Source organism: Blautia sp. JLR.GB0024 (assembly GCF_037000545.1).
GTDB classification, from domain to species: domain Bacteria; phylum Bacillota; class Clostridia; order Lachnospirales; family Lachnospiraceae; genus Blautia; species Blautia celeris.
On the sequence record NZ_JBANBF010000024.1, the window covers coordinates 20020 to 42726 of the forward strand.

At 47.7% G+C, this 22707-nt stretch carries 23 protein-coding genes; 1 reads left to right on the top strand and 22 read right to left on the bottom strand.

Annotated features, from left to right (window positions below):
• Positions 1-3: 3 nt before the first annotated feature.
• The 22 genes from rpsQ to V8Q34_RS25970 form a co-directional block, all read right to left on the bottom strand.
• A complete protein-coding gene (gene rpsQ, locus V8Q34_RS25865; RefSeq protein WP_033143877.1) occupies positions 4-258 on the bottom strand; it encodes a 30S ribosomal protein S17 in 255 nt (84 codons plus the stop codon).
• A 16-nt stretch (positions 259-274) separates the two neighbouring features.
• Positions 275-487: a 50S ribosomal protein L29 gene (rpmC, locus tag V8Q34_RS25870; protein WP_033143878.1), complete on the bottom strand. Its 213-nt coding sequence runs from the start codon at positions 485-487 to the stop codon at positions 275-277.
• On the bottom strand, positions 477-914 hold the full coding sequence (gene rplP, locus V8Q34_RS25875) for a 50S ribosomal protein L16 (protein WP_103731980.1): 438 nt from the start codon (positions 912-914) through the stop codon (positions 477-479). Before rplP ends, rpmC begins: the two co-directional genes overlap by 11 nt.
• 2 nt (positions 915-916) lie before the next feature.
• Positions 917-1573 (bottom strand): 30S ribosomal protein S3, encoded by a 657-nt coding sequence (rpsC, locus tag V8Q34_RS25880; protein ID WP_033143880.1) that lies wholly within the window; start codon positions 1571-1573, stop codon positions 917-919.
• Positions 1574-1584: 11 nt separating this feature from the next.
• Positions 1585-1971 carry a 50S ribosomal protein L22 gene (rplV, locus tag V8Q34_RS25885; protein ID WP_018597898.1) on the bottom strand — a complete coding sequence of 129 codons (387 nt, stop codon included), beginning with the start codon at positions 1969-1971 and terminating at the stop codon, positions 1585-1587.
• 23 nt (positions 1972-1994) lie between these two features.
• Positions 1995-2276 carry a 30S ribosomal protein S19 gene (gene rpsS, locus V8Q34_RS25890; protein ID WP_018597897.1) on the bottom strand — a complete coding sequence of 94 codons (282 nt, stop codon included), beginning with the start codon at positions 2274-2276 and terminating at the stop codon, positions 1995-1997.
• A 14-nt stretch (positions 2277-2290) separates the two neighbouring features.
• Complete coding sequence (rplB, locus tag V8Q34_RS25895; protein ID WP_033143881.1) at positions 2291-3136, bottom strand: 50S ribosomal protein L2; 846 nt, start codon at positions 3134-3136, stop codon at positions 2291-2293.
• Between the two features lie 132 nt (positions 3137-3268).
• Complete coding sequence (rplW, locus tag V8Q34_RS25900) at positions 3269-3568, bottom strand: 50S ribosomal protein L23 (protein ID WP_033143882.1); 300 nt, start codon at positions 3566-3568, stop codon at positions 3269-3271.
• Positions 3568-4188: a 50S ribosomal protein L4 gene (gene rplD / locus V8Q34_RS25905; protein ID WP_033143883.1), complete on the bottom strand. Its 621-nt coding sequence runs from the start codon at positions 4186-4188 to the stop codon at positions 3568-3570. The genes rplW and rplD overlap by 1 nt, the downstream gene beginning before the upstream one ends.
• 29 nt (positions 4189-4217) lie before the next feature.
• Positions 4218-4853 (bottom strand): 50S ribosomal protein L3, encoded by a 636-nt coding sequence (rplC, locus tag V8Q34_RS25910; protein WP_033143884.1) that lies wholly within the window; start codon positions 4851-4853, stop codon positions 4218-4220.
• A 138-nt stretch (positions 4854-4991) separates the two neighbouring features.
• Complete coding sequence (gene rpsJ / locus V8Q34_RS25915; RefSeq protein WP_018597892.1) at positions 4992-5309, bottom strand: 30S ribosomal protein S10; 318 nt, start codon at positions 5307-5309, stop codon at positions 4992-4994.
• A gap of 467 nt (positions 5310-5776) precedes the next feature.
• Complete coding sequence (locus tag V8Q34_RS25920; RefSeq protein ID WP_033143885.1) at positions 5777-6724, bottom strand: L-lactate dehydrogenase; 948 nt, start codon at positions 6722-6724, stop codon at positions 5777-5779.
• A 59-nt stretch (positions 6725-6783) separates the two neighbouring features.
• Complete coding sequence (locus V8Q34_RS25925) at positions 6784-7161, bottom strand: hypothetical protein (RefSeq protein WP_335836577.1); 378 nt, start codon at positions 7159-7161, stop codon at positions 6784-6786.
• A 420-nt stretch (positions 7162-7581) separates the two neighbouring features.
• A complete protein-coding gene (locus tag V8Q34_RS25930; RefSeq protein WP_033143887.1) occupies positions 7582-8760 on the bottom strand; it encodes a hypothetical protein in 1179 nt (392 codons plus the stop codon).
• Between the two features lie 110 nt (positions 8761-8870).
• Positions 8871-10241, bottom strand: coding sequence for an aminopeptidase (locus V8Q34_RS25935; RefSeq protein WP_033143888.1), 1371 nt, complete (start codon positions 10239-10241; stop codon positions 8871-8873).
• Between the two features lie 187 nt (positions 10242-10428).
• Positions 10429-13572 (bottom strand): alpha-mannosidase, encoded by a 3144-nt coding sequence (locus tag V8Q34_RS25940; protein ID WP_103731986.1) that lies wholly within the window; start codon positions 13570-13572, stop codon positions 10429-10431.
• A gap of 24 nt (positions 13573-13596) precedes the next feature.
• Positions 13597-14418, bottom strand: a complete 822-nt coding sequence (locus V8Q34_RS25945) for a carbohydrate ABC transporter permease (RefSeq protein ID WP_052099733.1) — start codon at positions 14416-14418, stop codon at positions 13597-13599.
• A 13-nt stretch (positions 14419-14431) separates the two neighbouring features.
• Positions 14432-15316 carry a carbohydrate ABC transporter permease gene (locus tag V8Q34_RS25950; protein WP_148392893.1) on the bottom strand — a complete coding sequence of 295 codons (885 nt, stop codon included), beginning with the start codon at positions 15314-15316 and terminating at the stop codon, positions 14432-14434.
• A gap of 104 nt (positions 15317-15420) precedes the next feature.
• A complete protein-coding gene (locus tag V8Q34_RS25955; protein WP_335836578.1) occupies positions 15421-16818 on the bottom strand; it encodes an extracellular solute-binding protein in 1398 nt (465 codons plus the stop codon).
• Positions 16819-16924: 106 nt separating this feature from the next.
• Complete coding sequence (locus V8Q34_RS25960) at positions 16925-18181, bottom strand: ABC transporter substrate-binding protein (protein WP_054351894.1); 1257 nt, start codon at positions 18179-18181, stop codon at positions 16925-16927.
• Positions 18178-19695, bottom strand: a complete 1518-nt coding sequence (locus V8Q34_RS25965; protein WP_033143892.1) for a response regulator transcription factor — start codon at positions 19693-19695, stop codon at positions 18178-18180. Before V8Q34_RS25965 ends, V8Q34_RS25960 begins: the two co-directional genes overlap by 4 nt.
• A gap of 10 nt (positions 19696-19705) precedes the next feature.
• Positions 19706-21511: a cache domain-containing sensor histidine kinase gene (locus V8Q34_RS25970; protein ID WP_118593782.1), complete on the bottom strand. Its 1806-nt coding sequence runs from the start codon at positions 21509-21511 to the stop codon at positions 19706-19708.
• Positions 21512-21732: 221 nt separating this feature from the next.
• Here V8Q34_RS25970 and V8Q34_RS25975 point away from each other — a divergent pair, with 221 nt between their 5' ends.
• Positions 21733-22479 carry a GNAT family N-acetyltransferase gene (locus tag V8Q34_RS25975; protein WP_033143900.1) on the top strand — a complete coding sequence of 249 codons (747 nt, stop codon included), beginning with the start codon at positions 21733-21735 and terminating at the stop codon, positions 22477-22479.
• Positions 22480-22707: the final 228 nt, after the last annotated feature.

A 22707-nucleotide genomic window follows, 5' to 3' on the forward strand; every position in this document is an offset into this window, starting at 1 on the left:
GAATTATTTGGCTCTTTCAACTACTTCAACAAGTCTCCATCTCTTGTCTTTGGACAGAGGTCTTGTTTCCATAACTTTTACAGTGTCACCGATATTGCATGTGTTTTCTTCATCATGCGCTTTTAATTTATATGTTCTCTTCACAATTTTTTTGTAAAGAGGATGTTTAACGTGGTCTTCAATCGCTACAACGATGGTTTTATCCATCTTATTGCTTGTAACTTTACCAACACGTGTTTTTCTAAGATTTCTTTCCACGGTTATGCCTCCCTTATTACTCTGCTGCTTTTGCCTTGTTCTGGGCAATCAGTGTCTGAATTCTGGCAATATTTTTGCGAACCTCTTTGATTCTGCTTGTATTGTCCAATTGATTGGTTGCATTCTGAAATCTCAAATTGAAGAGTTCCTTTTTAGCAGCTACTAATTCTTCCTGTAATTCTGCAGCTGATTTTGTTTTTAAATCTTCTACATAATTTTTAATTTTCACTGTTATCACCGCCTTCTAAGTCTGCACGAGAAACGATTTTACATTTACATGGTAACTTGTGCATAGCAAGACGCAGCGCTTCGCGTGCTGTCTCTTCCGGCACACCTGCGATTTCAAACATTACTCTGCCTGGCTTTACAACTGCTACCCAGTATTCTAAGGCACCTTTACCGGAACCCATACGTGTTTCTGCTGGTTTTGCTGTTACTGGTTTATCCGGGAAAATCTTGATCCAAACTTTACCACCACGTTTGATGTAACGGGTCATAGCAACACGGGCTGCCTCAATCTGGTTGGATTTGATCCAGCACGGCTCAGTTGATACTAAGCCGAACTCACCGTAGTTGATTTTATTTCCTCTTAATGCTTTTCCTTTCATGGATCCGCGGAATTGTTTACGACGTTTAACTCTTTTAGGCATTAACATAATTATTTATCGCTCCCTTCCTTAGTTCCTTTAGTTGGAAGTACCTCGCCATTGTAGATCCATGCCTTAACGCCAACTTTGCCGTAGGTGGTATCTGCTTCAGCGAAACCGTAATCGATATCTGCTCTAAGTGTCTGCAGCGGAATATTTCCCTCGCTGTAGAACTCTGTACGTGCCATATCTGCACCGCCAAGACGTCCTGATACAGCAGTCTTGATTCCTTTTGCTCCGGCTCTCATGGTTCTCTGCATAGTAGATTTCATGGCACGACGGAAGGAAATACGGTTCTCTAACTGTAACGCAATGTTCTCAGCTACTAACTGAGCATCTTTGTCCGGTCTCTTTACTTCTTTGATATCAACGATCAGTTTTTTGCTTGTGTAGTTCTGTAATTCAGCTTTCACTTTTTCGATCTCAGAACCGCCTTTACCGATAACAACGCCCGGTTTTGCAGTATAGATGATCACTTTTACTCTGTCAGATGCTCTCTCGATTTCAATCTTAGAAACACCTGCGCTGTATAATTTCTTTTTCAGGAATGTCCTGATGTTATAATCTTCCACTAAGTTATCAGCGAAGTCGCCTTCAGCGTACCATTTGGAATCCCAATCTTTGATAACGCCGACTCTCAGTCCATGTGGGTTAACTTTCTGTCCCATGATTGTCCTCCTTATCTCTCATCCAACACAACGGTAACGTGGCAGTTTCTCTTTTCGATCCTGTAAGCTCTGCCCTGTGCTCTCGGTTTGATTCTCTTCATAGTCGGAGCTTTGTTAGCGTAGCACTCAGCGATATAAAGGTTTTCCGGGTTCATACCATTGTTGTTTTCAGCATTTGCGATTGCTGATTCCAGTAATTTCTTGATTACGCTTGACGCGTATCTTGGGTTATATGTCAGGATACCAAGGGCAGTCTGAACGTCTTTCCCACGGATTACATCCAGTACATAGCATGCTTTCTGTACGGACATTCTAGCGTAGGATATCTTCGCAGACGGTCTTGTATCTTTATTAGCATTTCTTGCTCTTTTAATCTGACTTCTATGTCCTTTAGCCATGATAAAAGCCTCCTTCTAAAATATTAACGAACACCTGATTTTTTCTCGTCTTTGCCATGTCCTCTGTAGGTTCTGGTAGCAACGAACTCACCGAGTTTGTGACCAACCATATCCTCTGTTACATATACCGGCACATGTTTTCTTCCGTCATGGACAGCGAATGTGTGTCCAACGAAGGACGGGAAGATTGTAGAACGACGTGACCAGGTTTTGATAACTGTTTTATTTCCAGCCGCATTCAGAGCGTCTACTTTTTTCAGTAAGCTTTCATCTGCGAACGGTCCTTTTTTTAATGAACGAGCCATTTAGCCTTACCTCCTTATTTCGCTAATGTTTTACCATCTCTTCTTCTTACGATATACTTGTTAGACTGTTTGTTTTTCTTTCTTGTCTTCAAGCCAAGAGCCGGTTTGCCCCATGGTGTACACGGACCCGGACGGCCGATACCGGTCTTACCTTCACCACCACCGTGCGGATGGTCATTCGGGTTCATAACAGAACCACGAACTGTAGGTCTGATACCCATGTGACGTTTACGTCCTGCTTTACCAATATTGATAAGGCTGTGCTCGCCGTTACCTACTACGCCGATAGAAGCGCGGCAGTTAATCGGAACCATTCTCATTTCACCTGACGGCAGACGAAGGGTTGCGTATTTGCCTTCTTTTGCCATTAACTGTGCACCGTTTCCAGCGGAACGAACTAACTGACCGCCTTTTCCAGGATACAGCTCAATGTTGTGGATCATAGTACCAACCGGAATCTCAGACAGAGGCAGGCAGTTACCTACACGAACCTCGGCATTTGCACCGTTCTGGATCTTCATACCAACCTTTAATCCTTCCGGAGCAAGGATGTATGCTTTCTCACCATCTGCATATGCAACTAATGCAATGTTTGCAGTTCTGTTCGGATCGTACTCGATTGTTTTTACTGTTCCGGGAATATCATCTTTTCTTCTCTTGAAGTCGATGATTCTGTATTTTCTTCTGCTGCCGCCACCACGGTGCCTAACTGTAATTTTACCTTGATTATTTCGTCCAGCGTTTTTATTTAAGGACACTACCAGAGACTTCTCAGGTGTTGCTGTTGTGATTTCAGAGAAATCAGAACCTGTCATGTGTCTTCTGGAAGGTGTATATGGACTATAGGATTTAATTCCCATTTCTGTCTCTCCTTTCATTCTCCACGCCGCAAGCATTGTTATTCACAACGCATCCTGGCGTTTTCATGCCGGCAGTCAAATATCGGATTAATTTTTCTTGACTGCGCTTAGTTACTATTGGTTAAGGGCTGATTAAAGTCCCTCGAAGATTTCGATATCCTTGCTGTCCTCTGTTAAAGTAACAACAGCTTTTTTGGTTTTTGCTGTTTTGCCGAAGGTCATTCCGCGTCTTTTTGTCTTGCCATCTAAGTTCATGGTGTTGACAGTTTTTACTTTTGCTCCCTCGAACATTTTCTCAACAGCTTCTTTGATCATGGTCTTGTTTGCTTCCGGATGAACTAAGAAAGTATATTTCTTCTCGCCCATAGCAGCCATGCTCTTTTCGGTAATAACCGGTTTCAGGATTACATCATAATACTGTACGTTTGCCATTATGCGTATACCTCCTCAATTGAAGCTACAGCAGATTTTGTCAGGATTACCGTATTGTATTTCAGAACATCATATACGTTAATGGTGTTCGGTAATGCTGTGATCACATCCGGGATGTTTCTTGCGGATAATACTACGTTCTGATCATTGTCAGCCAGTACTACCATTGCTTTGGAAACATTCAGGTTATTTAAAACTGCCTGCATTGCCTTGGTCTTTACTTCATCTAATTTCAGGTCATCAAGAACGATGAGCTTGTTCTCCTGTACTCTGCTTGTCAGAGCGGATTTAAGAGCTGCTCTTCTTTCTTTCTTGTTCATTTTGATTTCATAATCTCTCGGAACCGGAGCGAATACAACACCGCCGCCTGTCCACTGCGGAGATCTTGTTGAACCCTGTCTAGCATGACCGGTTCCTTTCTGTCTCCACGGTTTTCTTCCGCCGCCGCTCACTTCAGAACGTGTTTTCGCCTTCTGAGTTCCCTGACGTTTATTTGCAAGCTGACGAACAACAGCTAAATGCACTAAATGGTCGTTGATCTCAACGCCAAACACTGCATCGTTTAATTCCATTGTTCCAACTTCTTTGCCTTCCATATTATAAACAGATACGTTTGCCATCTGTGTGGTCCTCCTTTCCCAGAAAAACTTTATTTCACGGTTTTAACAGATTCTTTGATTGTTACTAAGGATTTCTTCGGTCCTGGAACGCTTCCTTTAACTAAAAGCAGGTTGTTCTCAGTATCTACTTTCACAACTTCCAGGTTCTGAACTGTAACTTTTACATTTCCCATCTGGCCCGGCATCTTTTTGCCCTTGAATACTTTACTCGGATCTGATGCTGCACCGTTGGAACCTGCATGACGATGATATTTAGAACCGTGAGCCATAGGTCCTCTGGACTGTCCGTGTCTCTTGATAGCGCCCTGGAATCCTTTACCTTTGCTGATTGCAGTAGCGTCGATCTTATCGCCAGCTTCAAAAACATCGCATTTGATTTCCTGGCCCAGTGCCATCTCCTCAGCACCGTCTAATTTGAATTCTCTTACAAATCTCTTGCAGGAAACACCAGCTTTGTCAAAGTGTCCTTTCATCGGTTTGTTGACAAGGTTTTCTCTCTTGTCTGCGAAACCAACCTGAACTGCGCTGTATCCGTCGTTATCCTGTGTCTTAACCTGTGTTACTACACAAGGACCAGCCTGCAGCACTGTTACGGGAGTTAAAACTCCGTCTTCATTGAAGATTTGAGTCATTCCGACTTTGGTAGCTAAAATCGCTTTCTTCATTTTTTCTTTACCTCCTGTGAATCTACAGCGGATTACACTGTGTTGTGCAATCATCCTAGACAAACAGTCAATATAGACTATATATCAACCTTGTAAGGACAATCTCATATCTTACCGGGCTGCCCCGTTAAGCATGACTTATTTCTGTTTCATTTTGATATCAATGTAAACACCAGCCGGCATCTCTAAACGAGACAGGGCATCAACTGTTTTCTGAGTTGGTGTGATGATATCGATCAGTCTCTTATGAGTTCTCTGCTCGAACTGCTCTCTGGAGTCTTTGTATTTGTGTACCGCACGCAGGATAGTTACTACTTCCTTCTTAGTGGGAAGCGGCACCGGTCCGCTAACAGTTGCTCCATTCTTCTTTACAGTCTCGATGATCTTGCTTGCGGATGCATCTACTAACTGATGATCGTAAGCTTTTAATGTGATTCTCATTACCTGACTTGCCATAAAAAAAGTCTCCTCCTTTTCGCACTTATAAGTAGTACGACAAGCGGCGACTGTACACATTCCCGTGTGTGTCATCTAACGTTTCACACACTCCCACATTCCCGTGGTAAGTCTTCAAGATTTTGTACAGTGACTTGTCGTCAGTTTCCTAACTTGACATTCGCTCCACGGAAAACCTGCCACTTGGGCAGCAACCTCACGCTTCACAGCTATCAATGTCACAGCACTAGTTAGTATACAGGATGTTTTTCCAGAATGCAAGGTATTTTTTTCTTTTTATTAAAAAAAGTTTGCATTTTTTCCCGTACACAGCACTTTTCCGATAAAAACCACAAAAACAGCGGCACATCTCTGCCTTTTTTAAGGGATGCGCCGCTATACTGCCGTCCATCCTTACCGATATATGTTGCTTCTCGGCTGCTCCTGACTGTCCGGCAGCCTCCGCAGGCGGGATTATCAACCTGTCATTACGATCCGATGACCTGTTCTGTAAACGCTCTCAGAATATCCACGGATTTATCCATGTCTGCCTTTTCTTTCTCATTCATGGGAATGCGCAGGGTCTGTTCGATTCCGTCCCATCCGATTCTGCAGGGCAGGGAAACCGCAACGCCTGCCCACTCCTCAAAGCTCTCATCCAGCACATGTGCCACCGGAAGTATGGCATCATCATCTTTCATGATTGTCTCTACAATATTGGAAACCGCCATGGCAATTCCATAGAAGGTAGCTCCCTTCAGCTTGATCACCTCTGCACCGCCGTCTTTTGTCCTGTGTGCGATCTCCTCCTCATCCAGCGTGATTCCCACCTGCTGTGCATAATCATAGAGCGGAAATCCCCCGATATTGGCGGAGCTGAAGATAGGTACCTGGCTGTCACCGTGCTCTCCTAAAATATAGGCATTGATATCCTCCACGTTAACATGCAGCTTCTCACTCAAAATATATCGGAAACGCGCTGTATCCAGAGATGTTCCGCTGCCGATAACACGTCCTGACGGCAGCCCCGACTCTTTATACACTGCCGCAGTTGTCACATCCGCAGGATTGGATACCACAAGGATCAGAGGATTTTCAGCAAACTTCATAATATTCCGGGTGATACTTTTTACAATGGAAACATTTGTCTTTGCAAGATCCAGCCGTGTCTGTCCCGGTTTTCTGGCAATCCCCGCTGTAATGATTATGATCTGCGCATTGGCGCACTCTTCATATCCGCCCTTTCTCACCCACACCTGTTTAAAAAAACTTGTGCCATGAGCAATATCCAGCGCTGCCCCTTCTGCCCTGTCCTCATTTAAATCCACCAACACAATATCATTTGCCTGTACCCTTACCATCAAAGTATAGGCAATCGCCTCACCTACATTACCTGCACCTATCACTACAATTTTGTCTCTATGGGATTCTTTCATTTATATTCTCCTGTCTGAAATATTATTTTCTATATAAGTTTTTATATCCTCCTGCAATTTCAGACAAACACCGGCGGCCCCCGCCTCTTCCAGCGATCATATCTCCTCTCACGTTCCTCCGCAGCCGCACTGCAGATACCTGCCTTCCTAGTGCACAGCCATTCCCCTGCACACACTGCCCCCACCGCAATCCCCCAGGACAATAGCTGTCCCCTTTTTTTCTCCTGCCTGTGAAACTTGTCCTGGGAACGTTCTTTTATCACACAGTCATTATTATAATGAAAGCTTCTACGTTCAAAAGAAACCTCTGTACTTCCCTCCCGGCTATCCCACTGCCCTTCGGTCTCTGCATACGCCCCAAAAACCCCCGAAAGAACTACCCCCAGAACCAGAAGACTCTTCAGAACAGTCCCTATTCTCCGTTTTATTTTTTTCACGTCTATATTTTCTCCGCCCAAATTTTTCAAAAATACACTTCCATCATAATACAGACAACCTCTTTTTTCAACACTTTATTTCAACAGAGTAGAGGAATATAAAGGCTGCTAGGTGTAGAGTTACGAATGCTGCGAAAGAGACACTGTTTTTTTATCTCCCGGAGCGAAGAACAGGGATGGAGGGGGAGGGTGCAGTTTGCTTTTGGCAGACATTGCGACAGAGAGCCTGAAGATCCAGTACCTACTAAGACTTAGGCGCGACGGCTCTTCCGGAGCGTCTTAGTCGCAGTTGGTACTTAGCTGAAGGGGAACGAAGCTGGCTGCCAAAAGCAAACTGCACCCTCCCCCTCCATCCCGTCCCCCTCCCGCCAACACACAAAAAAAAGGACAACGCCCCAAAACGTCATCCCTTTTTTCCACCTATATAAGCTTAGAATAATCCAGAAGTGTCACCTCATTATCCTTATCCTCAATCACTTCCGGTGATTCCCCCGCCGCTTCCGCCTTAGAAAGCAGTTCCGTCACAGACGGAGCAGGCAGCACAGCTTCCTTGTCCACTACAGGCACCTCCTCAGGTTCAGATTCCATCTCCTCTTCCTGCTGTACCTCTTCCTGTGCAGCCGTCTCTTCCTGTGGCTGCGCAGCTTCTTTCTCTGCTGTCTCCTGAACAGCGCTGTCATCAGAAACCATCTCCACTGCAGACGCATCGGAACTCTCTGTTTCCTCTGCATCCTCCATACCGAGAATGATCTCTGCAGTCTCCTGCGGCACGATTGTTTCCTGTACCTTATCAGGCGCTTCTATCTCTCCGTTCTGTACCTTGGCGATACTCTCTGCAATAGATGCCATGGCATCTTTCATAGCACTGTCATATTCATCAGGCTGCTTTTCCGGTATGGGGGCAGCTTCCAAAACAGGAGCTTCCTCTTCCTCATCTTCTGTTTCTTCCTCATCCAGAAGACCCTTCTTGGCAAGCTTTTTGCGGCGCTTCTCCTCTTTTTTGAGGCGCTTGCGTTCCCTGCGGCTCAGCTTCTCTTCTTCGTCGTCATCTTCGTCCTCGTCGTCCTCACTGTCCTCCTCATCCGAAGCCTCTTCATCCTCATCTTCGTCGTCCTCATCGTCAGCCTCGTCCTTACGCCATAACTCAGCCAGGATAAAGAGGATAATTAAAAAGATCACGCCGAGTCCCACAACGATCAGACCTTCCTTGCTCTGCAGAGCAATGGCCGCATACGCAATGTAGGGAACTACCACAACGACTTTCACTGCATTATTGATTAACTGGACCGTTTCCTCCTTCGCATTCTTGTCATACACACTTTTTACCTTGTATGAACCTGCGGAGGAATCCATATCCGTAACTTTATAGACATATGCCTTATTGTTATTGGTATAGATGATCTTATCGCCCTTTTTCAAGCTTGCGGCATCTATCTCTCTTCCGTAGGCAACAGAACCCACCGGGAGATTGGTATCTTTACTGCTGTTGTCATTCATGACTGTGTTGACCCCTGCAAAGGGAGGAACGAGCAGGGCGGCTGCCACAAGAATTGCGCAGATCACAACCAGATTCACAATAAATTTCAAAAACTTAGACATGTGTGTATTCCTCATTTCGTAATCTCGTGCTTATTTTTTGCTGAAGTCCATGCATATTTTATATTAACATTTTCCGGCAGAGATGTACATAGGAAATCGCAAAAATTTTCTCAGCAGTTCCTGAGGAACGCAAGATATCCCTGATAAGCCTCATAGATATCCACTTTACTGGCAATCTCCCAGGGAGAGTGCATATTCAGTACAGGCACACCGCAGTCAATGACTTCCATATTATAATTGGCCAGAATGTAGGCAATGGTGCCGCCTCCGCCTGCGTCCACCTTGCCCAGTTCCGCTGTCTGGAAGGATACCTTGTTCTCATCCATAACACGGCGAAGCTCAGCAATGTACTCAGGGTTGGCATCGTTGGAGCCGCTTTTTCCTCTGGAACCGGTATATTTGTTGAAGGTGATCCCATGTCCCAGATAGGCGGAGTTCTTCTTTTCCATCACCTCCGGATAATTGGGATCAAAGGCCGCGCTTACATCTGAGGAGAGCATTTTTGAGTTTTTCAAAGCCCTGCGCACCAGCAGTTCGCTGTACTGTCCGCAGGCATTCATCACTTCTGCCACGGTATTCTCAAAAAAGCGTGACTGCATGCCCGTGGCGCCCACACTGCCGATCTCCTCTTTATCTACCAGGAGGCATACGGAGGTATACTTCACCTCATCCACAGCGGCAATGGCCTCAAATGAGGGGTATGCACACACCCTGTCATCATGGCCGTATGCCATAAGCATACTTCGGTCCAGGCCAAAATCCCTGGCAGCTCCCGCAGGGACAACTTCCAGCTCAGCGGAAATGAAATCCTCTTCCTCCACCTGATACTTCTCCTTTAATATAGAAAGAATCTGTGCTTTTACTGCCTCTGTCTCCGCGCCTTCCAGCGGAATGCTGCCTACAAGCACGTTCAGGTTCTCACCTTCCACCACTTCCTTGGCGTTCTTCTCCATCTGTTTTCCTGAGAGGTGGATCAGCAGGTCTGAGATTCCCACAACCGGGTCGTCTGCATCCTCGCCGATGACGATGGGGAGCACTGTGCCGTCCTTTTTCACGATCACCCCGTGCAGGGCCATGGGCAGTGTCACCCACTGGTATTTCTTCACGCCGCCGTAATAATGTGTGTCAAGTAGGGCCTGTTCTCCCTCCTCATAGAGCGGATTCTGTTTCAGGTCAAGTCTGGGGGAATCCACGTGGGCGCCCAGAATGCGCATTCCTTTTTCCATGGGTTCCTCTCCTATTACAAAGAGCGCCAGTGCCTTTCCCATATTGTCTGCATAGACCTTATCCCCGGCCTTCAGTTCTGTTCCTGCATCCACTACAGCATTCAGATCCTGAAATCCGGCCTGCTTCGCTCTCTTTACCATCTCCGCAACACATTCACGTTCTGTCTTGCAGTCAGATATAAACTTCCTGTAAGCTTCGCAGAAAGCAAAAATTTCACTTTTGTCTCCGTATTTTTTCCAAGCATTTTCTGTCAATTGATGAACCACCTTTCCTATCGGGCATCTGCCTTTTTCTTATTTTAAAGCTTACTACACAGAGAATGGAAATGCAAGCGTGAACAGTAACCCAAAGGCAGTCAGGCCGGAAATCCGGCGCGGCGCCTGCTGCGGCGCCGTCTGCCAGGATTCCGGCCTGGGTGTATTTCTTCTTAATTATATAGGATCAAAATTTAAGCTTCAGGGTCTTGATCTCATAAGGTTTCATCCTGAAGGATACCTTTCTTCCGTCAGGCTGCAGTTCTTCCATATCCGCTTCCAGCATATCGCATTCGCAGACTGTCTTGATGTCCTCCGCAAAGGTCAGAGAAACCTCTGTCCTTCTGTTAAAGCATTCGTAGAGTCTGACAATGACTGCCTCCTCTTCCTCCGCCTTTTTCACAACCTCAACCACCACATTCTCACGGCTGCAGGTTACAAAGGAATAGACATCCGGCAGTGTGCCGCCCTCATTGGCCTTTACGGCAGCCTCAAGAGGATTGTTCAGCAGATATGCCTGGTTTACGGTTCCCGCCTCCTTCCAGCTTCCCCGGTGCGGGTAGATGGAATAGGTGAAGGTATGGTGTTCTTTATCTGCCTCCGGATTGGGATATATGGCGGACTTCAGCATGGAAATGCCGATCACGCCGTCCCGGACGCTACATCCGTACTTGCAGTCATTTAACACGCTGACGCCGTAACCGTCCTCAGACACATCCATCCACTTGTGTACACAAACCTCGAACTTTGCGAAATCCCATGAGGTGTTGGCATGGGTAGGACGTTTCACATTGCCGTACTGGATCTCAAAGGATGCCTCGCTGGTGTGGATATCCACCGGGAACAGAGCCTTCACAAAAATCTGGTGTTCTCTCCAGTCTATCTCATTTTTGATATCAATGCGGGCTGTATCTTTATAAATGCAGATGTACTGACTGATTACGGAATCCAGATAATTCCTGGTTATTTTCAGGCACCCGCGAACTGGGCCGCACTCTGCTGCCTCTATCCCGGCCACGTCATCGATCTCCCAGGATTTTTCCGTGTAGTAATTGTTCAGATCCCAGGCGTCATAATTGTGGGGCCTGTCCTCATAGCTCATGAGCACATTGGCGGCTTTCCCTTCCGGTAAAAGCTCCCGGTCTGCTCTCTTGTCATAGATGCTGATGAACTGCCCCTTCTCGTTCAGATCAATGGAGAAAAACGCGTTCTCCATATGGGTTTCCGTTACCTGAATCTCTGATTCGTATTCTTCCTCTTTCTCTTCTATCAGGAAGGTTTTATACCCTTTTGCTGGAACATCCTTTGCGGTAAACATCCAGGTGCCGTCTGCCATCTTCTGTACGGGAAGGCATTCCTCCCCTGTCTTCACTGCAGGATATGAGATATCTTCCGGACACGGGAAGCACACCGCTTCCTCAGCGTTCATGCTGTTGGGGTTGTAAACCACGACAGAGTGTTTCGGCGCATTCACGTGCTCTGCCAGACTGCCCAGCCTTCTGTCAGTGTACTCCCGGTTGGCGCTTAAGATTGCTTCGTACTCCTCTTTGGAGTCATCGTAAACCTCTTTGATGGAAGATCCGGGAAGGATATCATGGAACTGGTTTCTCAGGATCACCTCCCAGCCCTCATGGATCTCTTTGTCCGGATACGCTTCTTTCAGCAGGTACTCGCCCAAAATACCGTACAGCTCCATATTCTGGTAAGCAAATTCTGATCTGCGGTTATATTTTTTATTCCTTGCCATGGAGGTGTAAGTTCCTCTGTGATACTCCAGATAGAGTTCCCCTACCCAGGAGGGCAGATATTTTCGGTCTCTCACCTTTTTGTCCAGCACATGGAAGAACTGCTGTGAGGTGCTCATGACCGTCTTCGGGCAGCCCGGGATCCCTTTTGCCAGACGCCTCTGGTTTTCCAGCATATCCTTTGTGGGGCCGCCGCCTCCGTCTCCGTATCCGAAGCTGCACAGAACTTCGTCGTTTAAGTATTTCTGGCTGTAGCGCTTCCATGCCCCTTTCATCTGGGACGGATTGATATATCCGTTGTAGGTGGTGAAGTGCTCCGTCTCAAAGCCGCCCTCCACAGCGCCTTTGTTGTAGTCCCTGGTGGGCACGAAATGCGTCAGTATCCTGGTGCCGTCAATGCCCTCCCACTCAAAGGTGTCACAGGGCATTTTATTGAATTCATTCCAGCTTATCTTTGTGGTCATGAAATAGCGGATACCGCATTTTTCCATGATCTGAGGCAGAGCCGCGGAATAGCCGAACACATCAGGCAGCCACAGGATCTCATTGTCCTTTCCGAACTCATCCCTGAAGAAGCGTTTGCCGTGTACGAACTGACGAACCAGCGCCTCACCGGAGGCAATATTGCAGTCAGCTTCCACGAACATACCGCCCTCCACTTCCCAGCGGCCTTCCTTCACCCGCTCCTTAATCTCCTCATAGACTTCCGGCGCGTTTTTCTTTACATATTTGTAGAGCTGGGGCTGGCTGGACATGAAGATGTATTCCGGATATCTGCGCATAAGCTCCAGTACCGTGGAAAAGCTTCTCACAGCTTTATCCTCTGTCACCTTAAGTGTCCACAGCCATGCACAGTCTATGTGGGTATGTCCCACGCAGTAGATATAAGCATCACTGTCCCCGCAGTGTTTGCCGTAAAATTCCCTGGTAATATACTCCTGTGCCTTTTCCAGACTCTCATAGTATTCCCCGGAGCCTTCTTTTCTGAAGTCCAGCAGATTCAGGGATTCATTCAGGCAGTTAAGGATGGTCAGATATGCCCTGTCATCCTCCGGCAGAAGTCTTGCCACCTCATAAGGTACAGATAAATCATAAAAATATTTCTCCGTTTTTCTGTCCAGTACCTTAATGGCTGAACAGAGCCTGAGGGAAAAGTTCTGGTCACCTGTGAAGGCTGACAGGATAATGCGGTATTCCTGTCCTGCACAGGCATTTTCCGTAAGGATGATCTCCCTGTGGTTCACATCCAGACCCTGGATCCTTTTTCCGTCTACGAAAATGGAAAACTGCGGGTTGGTGGCATCCCACTCCCCTTCTCTTCCTGTCATCAGTTCGTAGACCACACATTCCCCGTCAAACTCCGAAGGGATGACCACCTTTGTCTCAAACCAATAATACTCCCTGTGACCTCCCCAGAGCTGCTCCCTTGTAAGCCTCTCCCAGTCGGAGGTGTCAAGGTTCTCAAGATCCGTGAACGTATCCTCCGTCTTCTTCATTCTGTAATCCTGAATCTCGCAGGATCTGGGATAGATCTGCTCCTGCAGGTATTCCAGCAGTTTGCCGATTCGTTCTCTCATCAACACCATGTAAAAATTCCTCCCGTTTTCACATTATCCTTTTGCTGCACCCGCCATGGTAAATCCTTTTGACATATAGTTCTGTGAGAGAATGTACAGAAGGATGGAAGGCAGTGCGTAAATCGCGGAGTATGCGGCAAGAGGACCATACTGGATGGTACCGTGCTGTCCGAAAAACTGGTACAGCATAACAGATGCCGGCATCTTCTCCGGTGAACTTAACAATATGTAGGGAATAAAGAAATTCCCCCAGCTTCCGGAGAAGGTGTAGATAAATACCACACAGATTCCCGGAAACATCAGCGGCGCCACAATCTTACGGATAGACTTCATGGTAGTGGCACCATCCACCCAGGCAGCCTCCTCCAGCTCCACCGGCACTCCGTCCATAAAATTCTTCATAAGCCAGATACCGTAGGGCAGAGATGACGCTGACAAAAACAATACCAGCCCCGGAATGCTGTCCAGGAGTCCTACGCTCAGAAAAATTTTATATACAGGCACAGTGACCGCGATCATGGGAAGTGCTGTCATAAACAGAATAACATACATAAAGCCTTTTTTGTAGCTCAAATGATATCTGGATAAAGGATAAGCCGCAAGCCCTGAGATCAGCACCACGATCAGGGACTGGGCAAAGGAAATAACAAGACCTACGCCGAATCCCCGCAGGTTATCCGAGTTGGTCAGCACATCACTGTAATTGCTGAAAGTCCACTGCGCGGGCCATTTTAAAGCCTCACCTGCATTGGTATCCAGAGACGCGATCACTACCCACAGAAGCGGAAGGATAAACACAATCCCCACGATCACCAGAAATGCACAATGCAGGGTTTTTACCATCTTTTCACTCATTACGTTCCCTCCCTTACTGGTCCTTCAGAATTCTTGTATAGATCACACTGCACACAGCGCCTACGATCAAGATCAGCATACCGATCGCGGTACCGTATCCAAGCTGCAGCCCCTTTAAGCCCTGGTTGTACATGAATATGGGAAGGGTCGTGGTGGATGAACCGGGACCTCCTCCTGTCATGGCATAGATCAGACCGAAAACGCCCAGGGTGGACAGGGTATTCAGCATGGTATTGGTGGCAATGGTATCCTTGATGCAGGGCACAATAATGCGGATCAGTGTCTGGAACCGGTTGGCCCCGTCCACTCTGGCTGCCTCCTCAATATCTCCGGATACATTGTCAAGGGCTGACTGGAAGTTCAGCATAGAAAATGCGGTGCCGTGCCATACATTGGCAATCACAACAGTCATCATGGGATGCTTGAACAGCCAGGATACTGCCGGTATGTGTACAGCGCCCAGGATCATGTTCATGGTTCCGTTGTCCTTGAAAAATGCCATACAGCACAGGGCAACCACGATCTCCGGCATTACCCATCCGGCCAGGATGCAGGGTCCCACAACACTTCGCAGTCCCTTGGGTTTTCCCTTCATGAAATATGCGATCAGAAATCCCAGGATACTCTGTCCCAGAAGGCTGCCCACTAAAAAGAGCAGTGTGTTTTTGATACTGGTCATGGTGCTGGGGTCTGTGAGCATTCTCTTATAGTTCTCAAATCCGATAAATTCCACATTTTTTGCATTGGCTCCGCTGAGAGCCAGGTTGGTAAAGGAATAATATACCGTCAGTACGATCGGTATGATAAAAAAGCATAAAAGCAGCAGCACTGCCGGAAGCAGCAGGATAGATTTCTTCGCCTCATCTTTTATGACAGCCGCACGGCTTGGTCTTGCCATAAAGCGCCCTCCCTTCAATCGTGAAAAAATATGGGCGGCGGCACTTTACGGTGCCGAAGCCGCCCAGTTGCTGAACCTGCCGGAATATCTTTCCGGACAGCCTTTTATTTCTCGGTTACATTGTCATCGCCCACGGCACGTGCCACATCCGTAGCGTACTGTGTCATGGCATCTTCCGGAGAGGTACCGGATACCACAGATTCCACCATGGTCTGGATGCTGGTGGTGACAGTGGAGTATTTGTCATTCTGCGGCCTGAAATCAGCGCTCTCCAGAAACTCTGTAGCAATCTGTTTGAAGGGCTGTGCGGAATAGGTCTCGTCACCGGCTACATCCTGTCTGGTGGCAATATTTCCCTGTGCAATAACAGCATCGGTGTAAACCTCCGGGTCCATAAGATGTTTGATGAATTCAAAGGTCTCATCCTTGGCATCTGCATTTTCCGGAATAGATAATGCCCAGCCGCCTGCCAGTGTAATGGTTTTCGGGTCCTGTCCCTCAGATGTGGGCATGGATGCGAATCCCAGTACATCCTTAGCCTCCGGCCACGGTGCTGCCCCTGTGTCAGTCCAGTTTCCTGTGATCCAGCTTCCGTCAAGGGAGATTGCCAGCTTGCCCTCCGGCAGGTACTCTCTTGCAGATGTATTGGAAGCCTGTCCGTTTAGTACAAGGGAGAGGTCCGGTCCGTATCCGTTGGTATAGATATCCTGCAGGAAGTTCAGGGAATCCAGAATACCCTGGCTCTTCACGATCCATTTATCATCATCGGAGAGCAGTCTCTCTCCGGTTCCGTAGAGCAGCATCTCATAGGTCTGCATGGAAGTCGCCTCACCGGTTGCCACGCCGGAGTTGCACCAGAAGGGCACTACATCAGGGCATTTTTCCTTCACCGCTTTGCAGGCATCCAGGATATCGTTCCAGTTCTTTGGCTCCCAGTCCTGTCCTTCGCTGATCACACCGGCCTGTGCCAGAATGTCCCTGTTGTACCACAGCCCTCTTGTATCTGTACAGTACGGAACACCGTATACAGAACCGTCCGCTCCGGTCACGCCCTTTTTCATGGATTCATAGTAGGCGGTGTTCCAATCCTCGTAATCTTTCACGTAATCATCTAATTTTGTCAGATAGCCTGCGCTCACGTCATTGGGAAGCTGGAAGGTGTCCTCACAAACCAGGTCCGGACATGTTTTCTTATCTGCAAGCTGAAGAGCTACTTTTGTAAAGTAATCTCCCTCCTGTGCCACGATAGGGGCTATATTTAACTCCACCGTATCTTTTTTATCCCAGGTGTCATACCCGTTCTGTATCCATTTCCAGAGAGCGCCGTCCTCACCCTGGCCGTCATCCCTGAAGCAGAAGGTAATGGTCTTCTTACCGCTGTCTGCCTCTTTCTTCTCATTTCCTCCGGTGGAGGCTTCCTTGTCACTTCCTCCGCCGCAGGCGGCAAGCCCTGCTGCCATCACGACTGCCAAAGACAGGCCCATCACTTTTTTCATCTTCATACTCGTTCTCTCCTTTTCCGTGTTTTTTTGATGAAACAAGAATACCATTTTTTTCCGGTACAGTATATTCCACTTATTTAAAAAAGGGGGTCATTTTTGACCACCCTTAACGTTTTTTAATAATAATGAGTTTCACAGCGTTCTGCAGTTCCCGTGCTGTGTCCTCCGGCGGGGTGCCTCTGACCTCCATCAGTTCATAGAGACTCTCTGACACCTGCTGCGCGATCTCAAACCAGGAATTGTTGGTCTCTGCACACCATCCTTCGTTAATGTAACGGTCCAGAAACTCTGTCCCCTCATCCGGCCCCACGCGCTTTGCCTGGTACGGCACCGCAGCCTTTACGGGCAGAGTATCCATGACATTGCAGATTCTCTCCTGAATCTCATCTCGATAGAGATAGGTGAGAAAACGGTAAGCCTCCCGGTCCGCATAACCCGTCACCCCTATATTTTCCCCTGAGAGCATCAAAGATTCCCTCACGTCTCCCGGCAGCGGTATGATACCCGCTGAAAATTCCATTCTGGAGCTTCTGAGAATCGTGGAGGCGCTGAGCCTGTTTGCCATCATCAGCACCTTCCCCTCAGCGAAAGAGCGGGCTACATCCGCCTCCGTGAGATTAATGGTCTGCTTTCCTACATACCGGCTCCTCTTCAGCTCCTCCAGAATACCGGCCGCCCTGATTCCGCCTTCCTGGTCTATGGTGTTTAAACTGCCTCCGCAGGCATAAAGCAGTGCTCTGTAGAAAGCGTAGATCTCCTCAGGACGCTTTGCCGCGAATCCGAACTTGTCCCCAACGCTGTCCTGCAGTGCACTGCAGGTATCCAGAAGCCCGTCCCAGTCTTCCGGGGCTGACAGCCCGTTCTCCCTGAACACATCGCTGTTGTAAAAAAGTACATAAGGATCACAGGTAAAGGGAATGCCATAATATTTTCCGTCATCCATGGTGGTGTTCCACAGCTTCTGGAAGTTCATACTGTCCTGGCAGCATGTTTCCACATACGCGGAAATATCGGCAAACACTCCCATATCAATGAGAGCAGGCATCATCCCGTTATCACATATGATCAGGTCCGCCGTTCTGCCGTTATCCATGCGGAGACAGATTTCTTTCTTAAAGTTCTCCTTTGGGATGAACTCCATGTTCACCTTGGCACAGCCGGAGCGGCTAGAATAATTTTCTGCCACTTCCTTCAAAATCTGCTGGTGCAGTTTTGTCTCATAGGCGCAGAGCACGTAAATCTGCTTTTTCTGCACCTCTTCCGCCTCCGATTCCTCTTTTTCTCCCTTCTCCGGCCAAAAGAGAAAGGCGGACACAGCCAACACACACAGAAGGAAGGCAGCAAAATACCCTTTTTTCTTCATTTTGCATTCTCCCTTTTGTATTCCGAGGGCGTGACACCGCAGAGCTTTTTAAAGACTTTCACGAAATATTTCTGGTCATGGAATCCCACCATCTCAGCCACCTCATAAACCTTATAGTTGCCGGACAGAAGCAGGCGCTTGGCTGTGCTGACCCTGAAATTCTGCAGAAAGGAGGTGAAATTCACCCCGGTCTCCCTGCAGAAAATGCGGCTTAAATATTCCGGTGTGACACAGCATCCCTCCGCTGCCTCGGACAGTGTAATATCCCTCTGGTAATTGCTGCGGATAAAGTCAATCACATTGAGTATCATGCCATTCTCTGTAATATCAAGGGTGTCCCTGCTGCTGGCAACCGCGTTCATGATCTTCTCAAACTGATATCTCACCTCTCTTTTTGAAGTGCTCCTGGCTATATTCTCCATGATATAGGAGGTATCATCCACTGCTTCCAGGCTGCCTCTGGTCTCCCCTGCCACCCTGAGGATTCCGGCTGCAAACCTGAGGACATACTCCCGGATGCAGGCAGGCCTTCCCTCGCTGTCAATTACATACCTGGCGAACTGCTCCCCGATCATGCGCACCTTGTCATACCGCCCGCTGCGGATCTCCCGGTAAATGCTCTGCTCCAGATAATCCGGATATTCCAGTTCCCTGTACACAGCGGACTCCACCAGTTCCCTGCTCAGTATGGTTTCATCCGGCAGGGAAAATGCGTACTGCATCATGTCTTTCAGCTCCTCAAGCTTCTCATTCAGTCCGGTAAGCCCGTAAAGGGTCCCGTAGCTGCAGTGGCATTCCGTGATCTGGCAGAGAGAATGATAGATTCTGGTCTTAAAGATCTTGAACAGGTTTTTATTTCTCTCCGTATCTGTCAGCATCACTAAAAACCCCTGCTGTCTCGGCAGAGGCATTACATAATAGTTTTCCATGCAGAAGGAATCCAAAAGCTCTGTGGTGTGTTTCTGGAGTTCACTCCCCGTCTCATTTGCCAGACTGCACGGATAGATCAGAAAAAGTGAAATCTGTGTTCGGTCATCCACCTGCAGGGTTTCCCTGAGAATCGGTTCTGCCTGCTGCCTGTCTATATCCGTTCCGGTAAAATAGGTCCACAGAAGCTGTTCCGCAGAGACCTTTTCCACCCGGTTTTTCTCAATGTTTCCCTCCGCCTTGTGCAGCACTTCCAGAAAATCATCCACCTCCAGAGGTTTCAGCACATACTCCACCACCTGCAGCTTCAGTGCTCTCCTGGCGTATTCAAACTCCGAATATCCGGTCAAAAGGACAGCCTGTACCGCGATCCCTTCCTCCAGAATCTTTTCCAGCATCTCAAGACCGCCCATGACCGGCATCTTTATGTCTGAGATGACCAGGTCCGGCCTGTATTTTCTCACTGCCTCCAGCCCTTCTTTTCCGTTTCCGCAGACTGCTGCCACCTCATACTCTGTATCCCGGGCGAGTATGTTTAAGATCCCTTCTCTTGACTTCGGTTCATCCTCTACTACGATTATCTTCATATTGTTCCTCCTACTCATAGGGAATCAGAATGGTTATAACAGTCCCTTCCTGGCTCGACTCCACGTGAAAGCTCCCCTGCTCCCCGTAATAAAGCTTGATCCTTGTTATCACATTGCGCACACCGATGCTGGATTCTATGCGCTCTTTCTTATAATCAAAATGATTGAAATATTCTGCCTGCCCCTCCTCCATGCCTTTTCCGTTGTCTTTCACCACTATGGATATTTTATGCTCTCCTGCCTTTGTCAGGCGGATATTGATCTCATCCATACCTGTATTTCCCGGAAAACCATGGACCAGCGTATTTTCCAGAAGAGGCTGTATGAGCAGCTTGTGGATTCTGCACTTCATCAGATTCTCATCGGCCTCCACAGTACAGATAAAGGAATATTCAAATCTCTGCTGCTGGAGGTATACATACCGCTTCAGATATTCCAGTTCATCCCGAATCTCCACGATCTCATTGCTTTTGTGAATGCTGTATCTTAAGATCAGTGCCAGGCTGGTGAGCATTTTGCTGATGCTGTACTCTTTTCTGTCGATGGCGACCCAGTTGATGGCATCCAGGGTATTGTACAGAAAATGTGGGTTTATCTGGGCTTCCAGGGATTTTATCTCCGCGTATTTTTCCCGTACCAGGGCCTCCTTTTCCTGCTCATTGGATGTGCGTATCTGGCTGAGCATACTGTTAAAGTGTCTGCCGATCCTGGCAAACTCGTCCATACCCTCCTCCGGGACGCGCACCTCCATGTTCCCCTCATTGGCCTTGTCCATGGCATTTAAGATGGGCTTTACAGAGCGGTCCATGTCTTTCGAGAAGGAGACGGCAATAAGCACGCAGATAACCCCTGCCAAAAGCCCCACCAGCACAATCAGGAAGGTCAGGTTATGCAGGTCCTTCAGCACGTAATTCAAGTCCCGCACATTTACCACATAAAAGGTCTGGTTCTGGACCCCTTTGCTGCGGGCGGACAGGCTTGCGCCCTGAGGGTACCGGTTGTTCTCCACAAATTTCTGGGCTGCCTGCTCTATCTCTTCTTTGCTTCTCTCTTTTTTCTCCTCCCCGGCAAATATGTTTCTTTCCCCGTAATTGCCTTCCGGATAAGAGATAATATCACCATACCGGTTCACCACAAATGTAATATTGGATTTTGTGCTGCCCTGTTTATATACATCACACAGTGCTTTTTCATCCACACACAATAAAATGCACCCAACAGGCCCCTCCTTATAATCGTTGAAGTCTGTGAGCTGATGCGCCACATAGAAATAGTCTTTCTCCCCGTATCTGGTGTCCAGCTTGTGGTAGGTTCTGGAATAGACGGTCTGCTTCTCCGCATAGGCCTGTTTTACCATCTCATTGTTTCTGATGTTGTCCAGGTCAAAGCAGAAGCTCTCCGCGCCGGACAGGGTCATGCTGTCGTAGAAGCATACATCACCGTAAATGCCGGTGACTGCAATGCCCAGTATATTTTTGTTTATGTATACAATGTTCTGCAGATTTTCCTCTATCTTATGTTTTGCCAGGTAAAATCCGCTGCTGTCCCAAATGTTGATGGGCTTTAAATTGTCCACATAGGTCTGGTCTGTGTAGATGTCCTGTATGAGATTCTCAAAGGTATCCAGAAAGTTCTGCACATTTCCGGATGACTGTTCCAGATTGGCTTCGATCAGTTCCCCGGTCTGCCTGGTTATGGTTGAGGCGCTCTGTCTGTAGGAAATCAGCAGGACGAATATGATAGGGACCAGGGAAACACCTAAAAGAAGCACAAGCATACGCCTCCCAATCCCCAGTCTCTGCAGTCTTTTATTCAAAATAGGTCTCTTCTCCTCCTTTGGCTTTTATGTGTGGTTTTATGTCCGTACGGATTTTAGGGATATTTTCCCATTATGAGATACTTCTTCATTTTACAGTATGTTTTCTTCCGTGCCAAGGTGGAGATATTTGACTTTTGGGGTGTATTCTATATATAATAAATGAAGCGATATACAGGCTGCTGTCTACAGAAAACTTTTATGATAAGGCGGAAACGCAGATGAACAGTAAGATTAAAATTATTGAGGACCTTTCCCTGAATGCATGGCCCTCACATCAGATGCAGATTTATGACGGATGGATTCTCAGATTTTCTTATTTTTATACCCACAGGACGAACTGTGTGGAGCAGATTGGTCTCTCTTCCATTCCACTAAGGGATAAGATTGCGTACTGTGAGGAGGTTTATGCCAAATGGGGGACTCCCACCATCTTTAAGATCAATCCTCTGATGGACAGCTCTTTTGACCAGAAGCTTATGGAACGGGGGTACCATACTGCCCATACCACAGAAGTGATGACAATGGATCTGGAAAAGTATAAGGTGCAGAAGCCGGCAAGACCGGTGTTTCTCAGCCGGGAGATTTCTCCGGATTGGCTGAATGGGCTTTTTTCACTGAAGGGGACTGTGAATGAGGTGCACAGAAGGATTGTGCCGTCTATGTACCGGGCGATTCCTAAGGATACTATCTTTGCGTCTATTTATGATGGGGGGAGGATCATCGGGACCGGGCTGGGGATTTTGGACAGGGATTATGTGGGGATTTATGCAATTCATGTGGATGAAAGGTATCGGAGGCAGCATTTGGGGGAGTCTATTTGCAGGTCTATATTGAATTCGGCGATTGATGAAGGGGCTACGGAGGGGTATCTTCAGGTGGTGGAAGGGAATGAGGGGGCACGGAAGTTGTATGAGGGGTTGGGGTTTGGGTATTTTTATACGTATTGGTTTCGGCAGGAGTATTAGGGCGGACAGGGGGATTCAAAGGGGACGGAGAAGCGTGCCGTGGGAGCGAGGGCGGGTGTGGGTATGGGACAGACGAAGCGTTCCGCTGCACAGAAGCTAACCTGCTCTCATTCACTAAGCTCGTCGGCAATGGCCTCCTCGCTAAGTGACTGAGGCAGGTGGATCTTCTGCGCGCTCCACTGAGACATCGTCTGTCCCATACCCACACCCGCCCTCGCTCCCACGGCA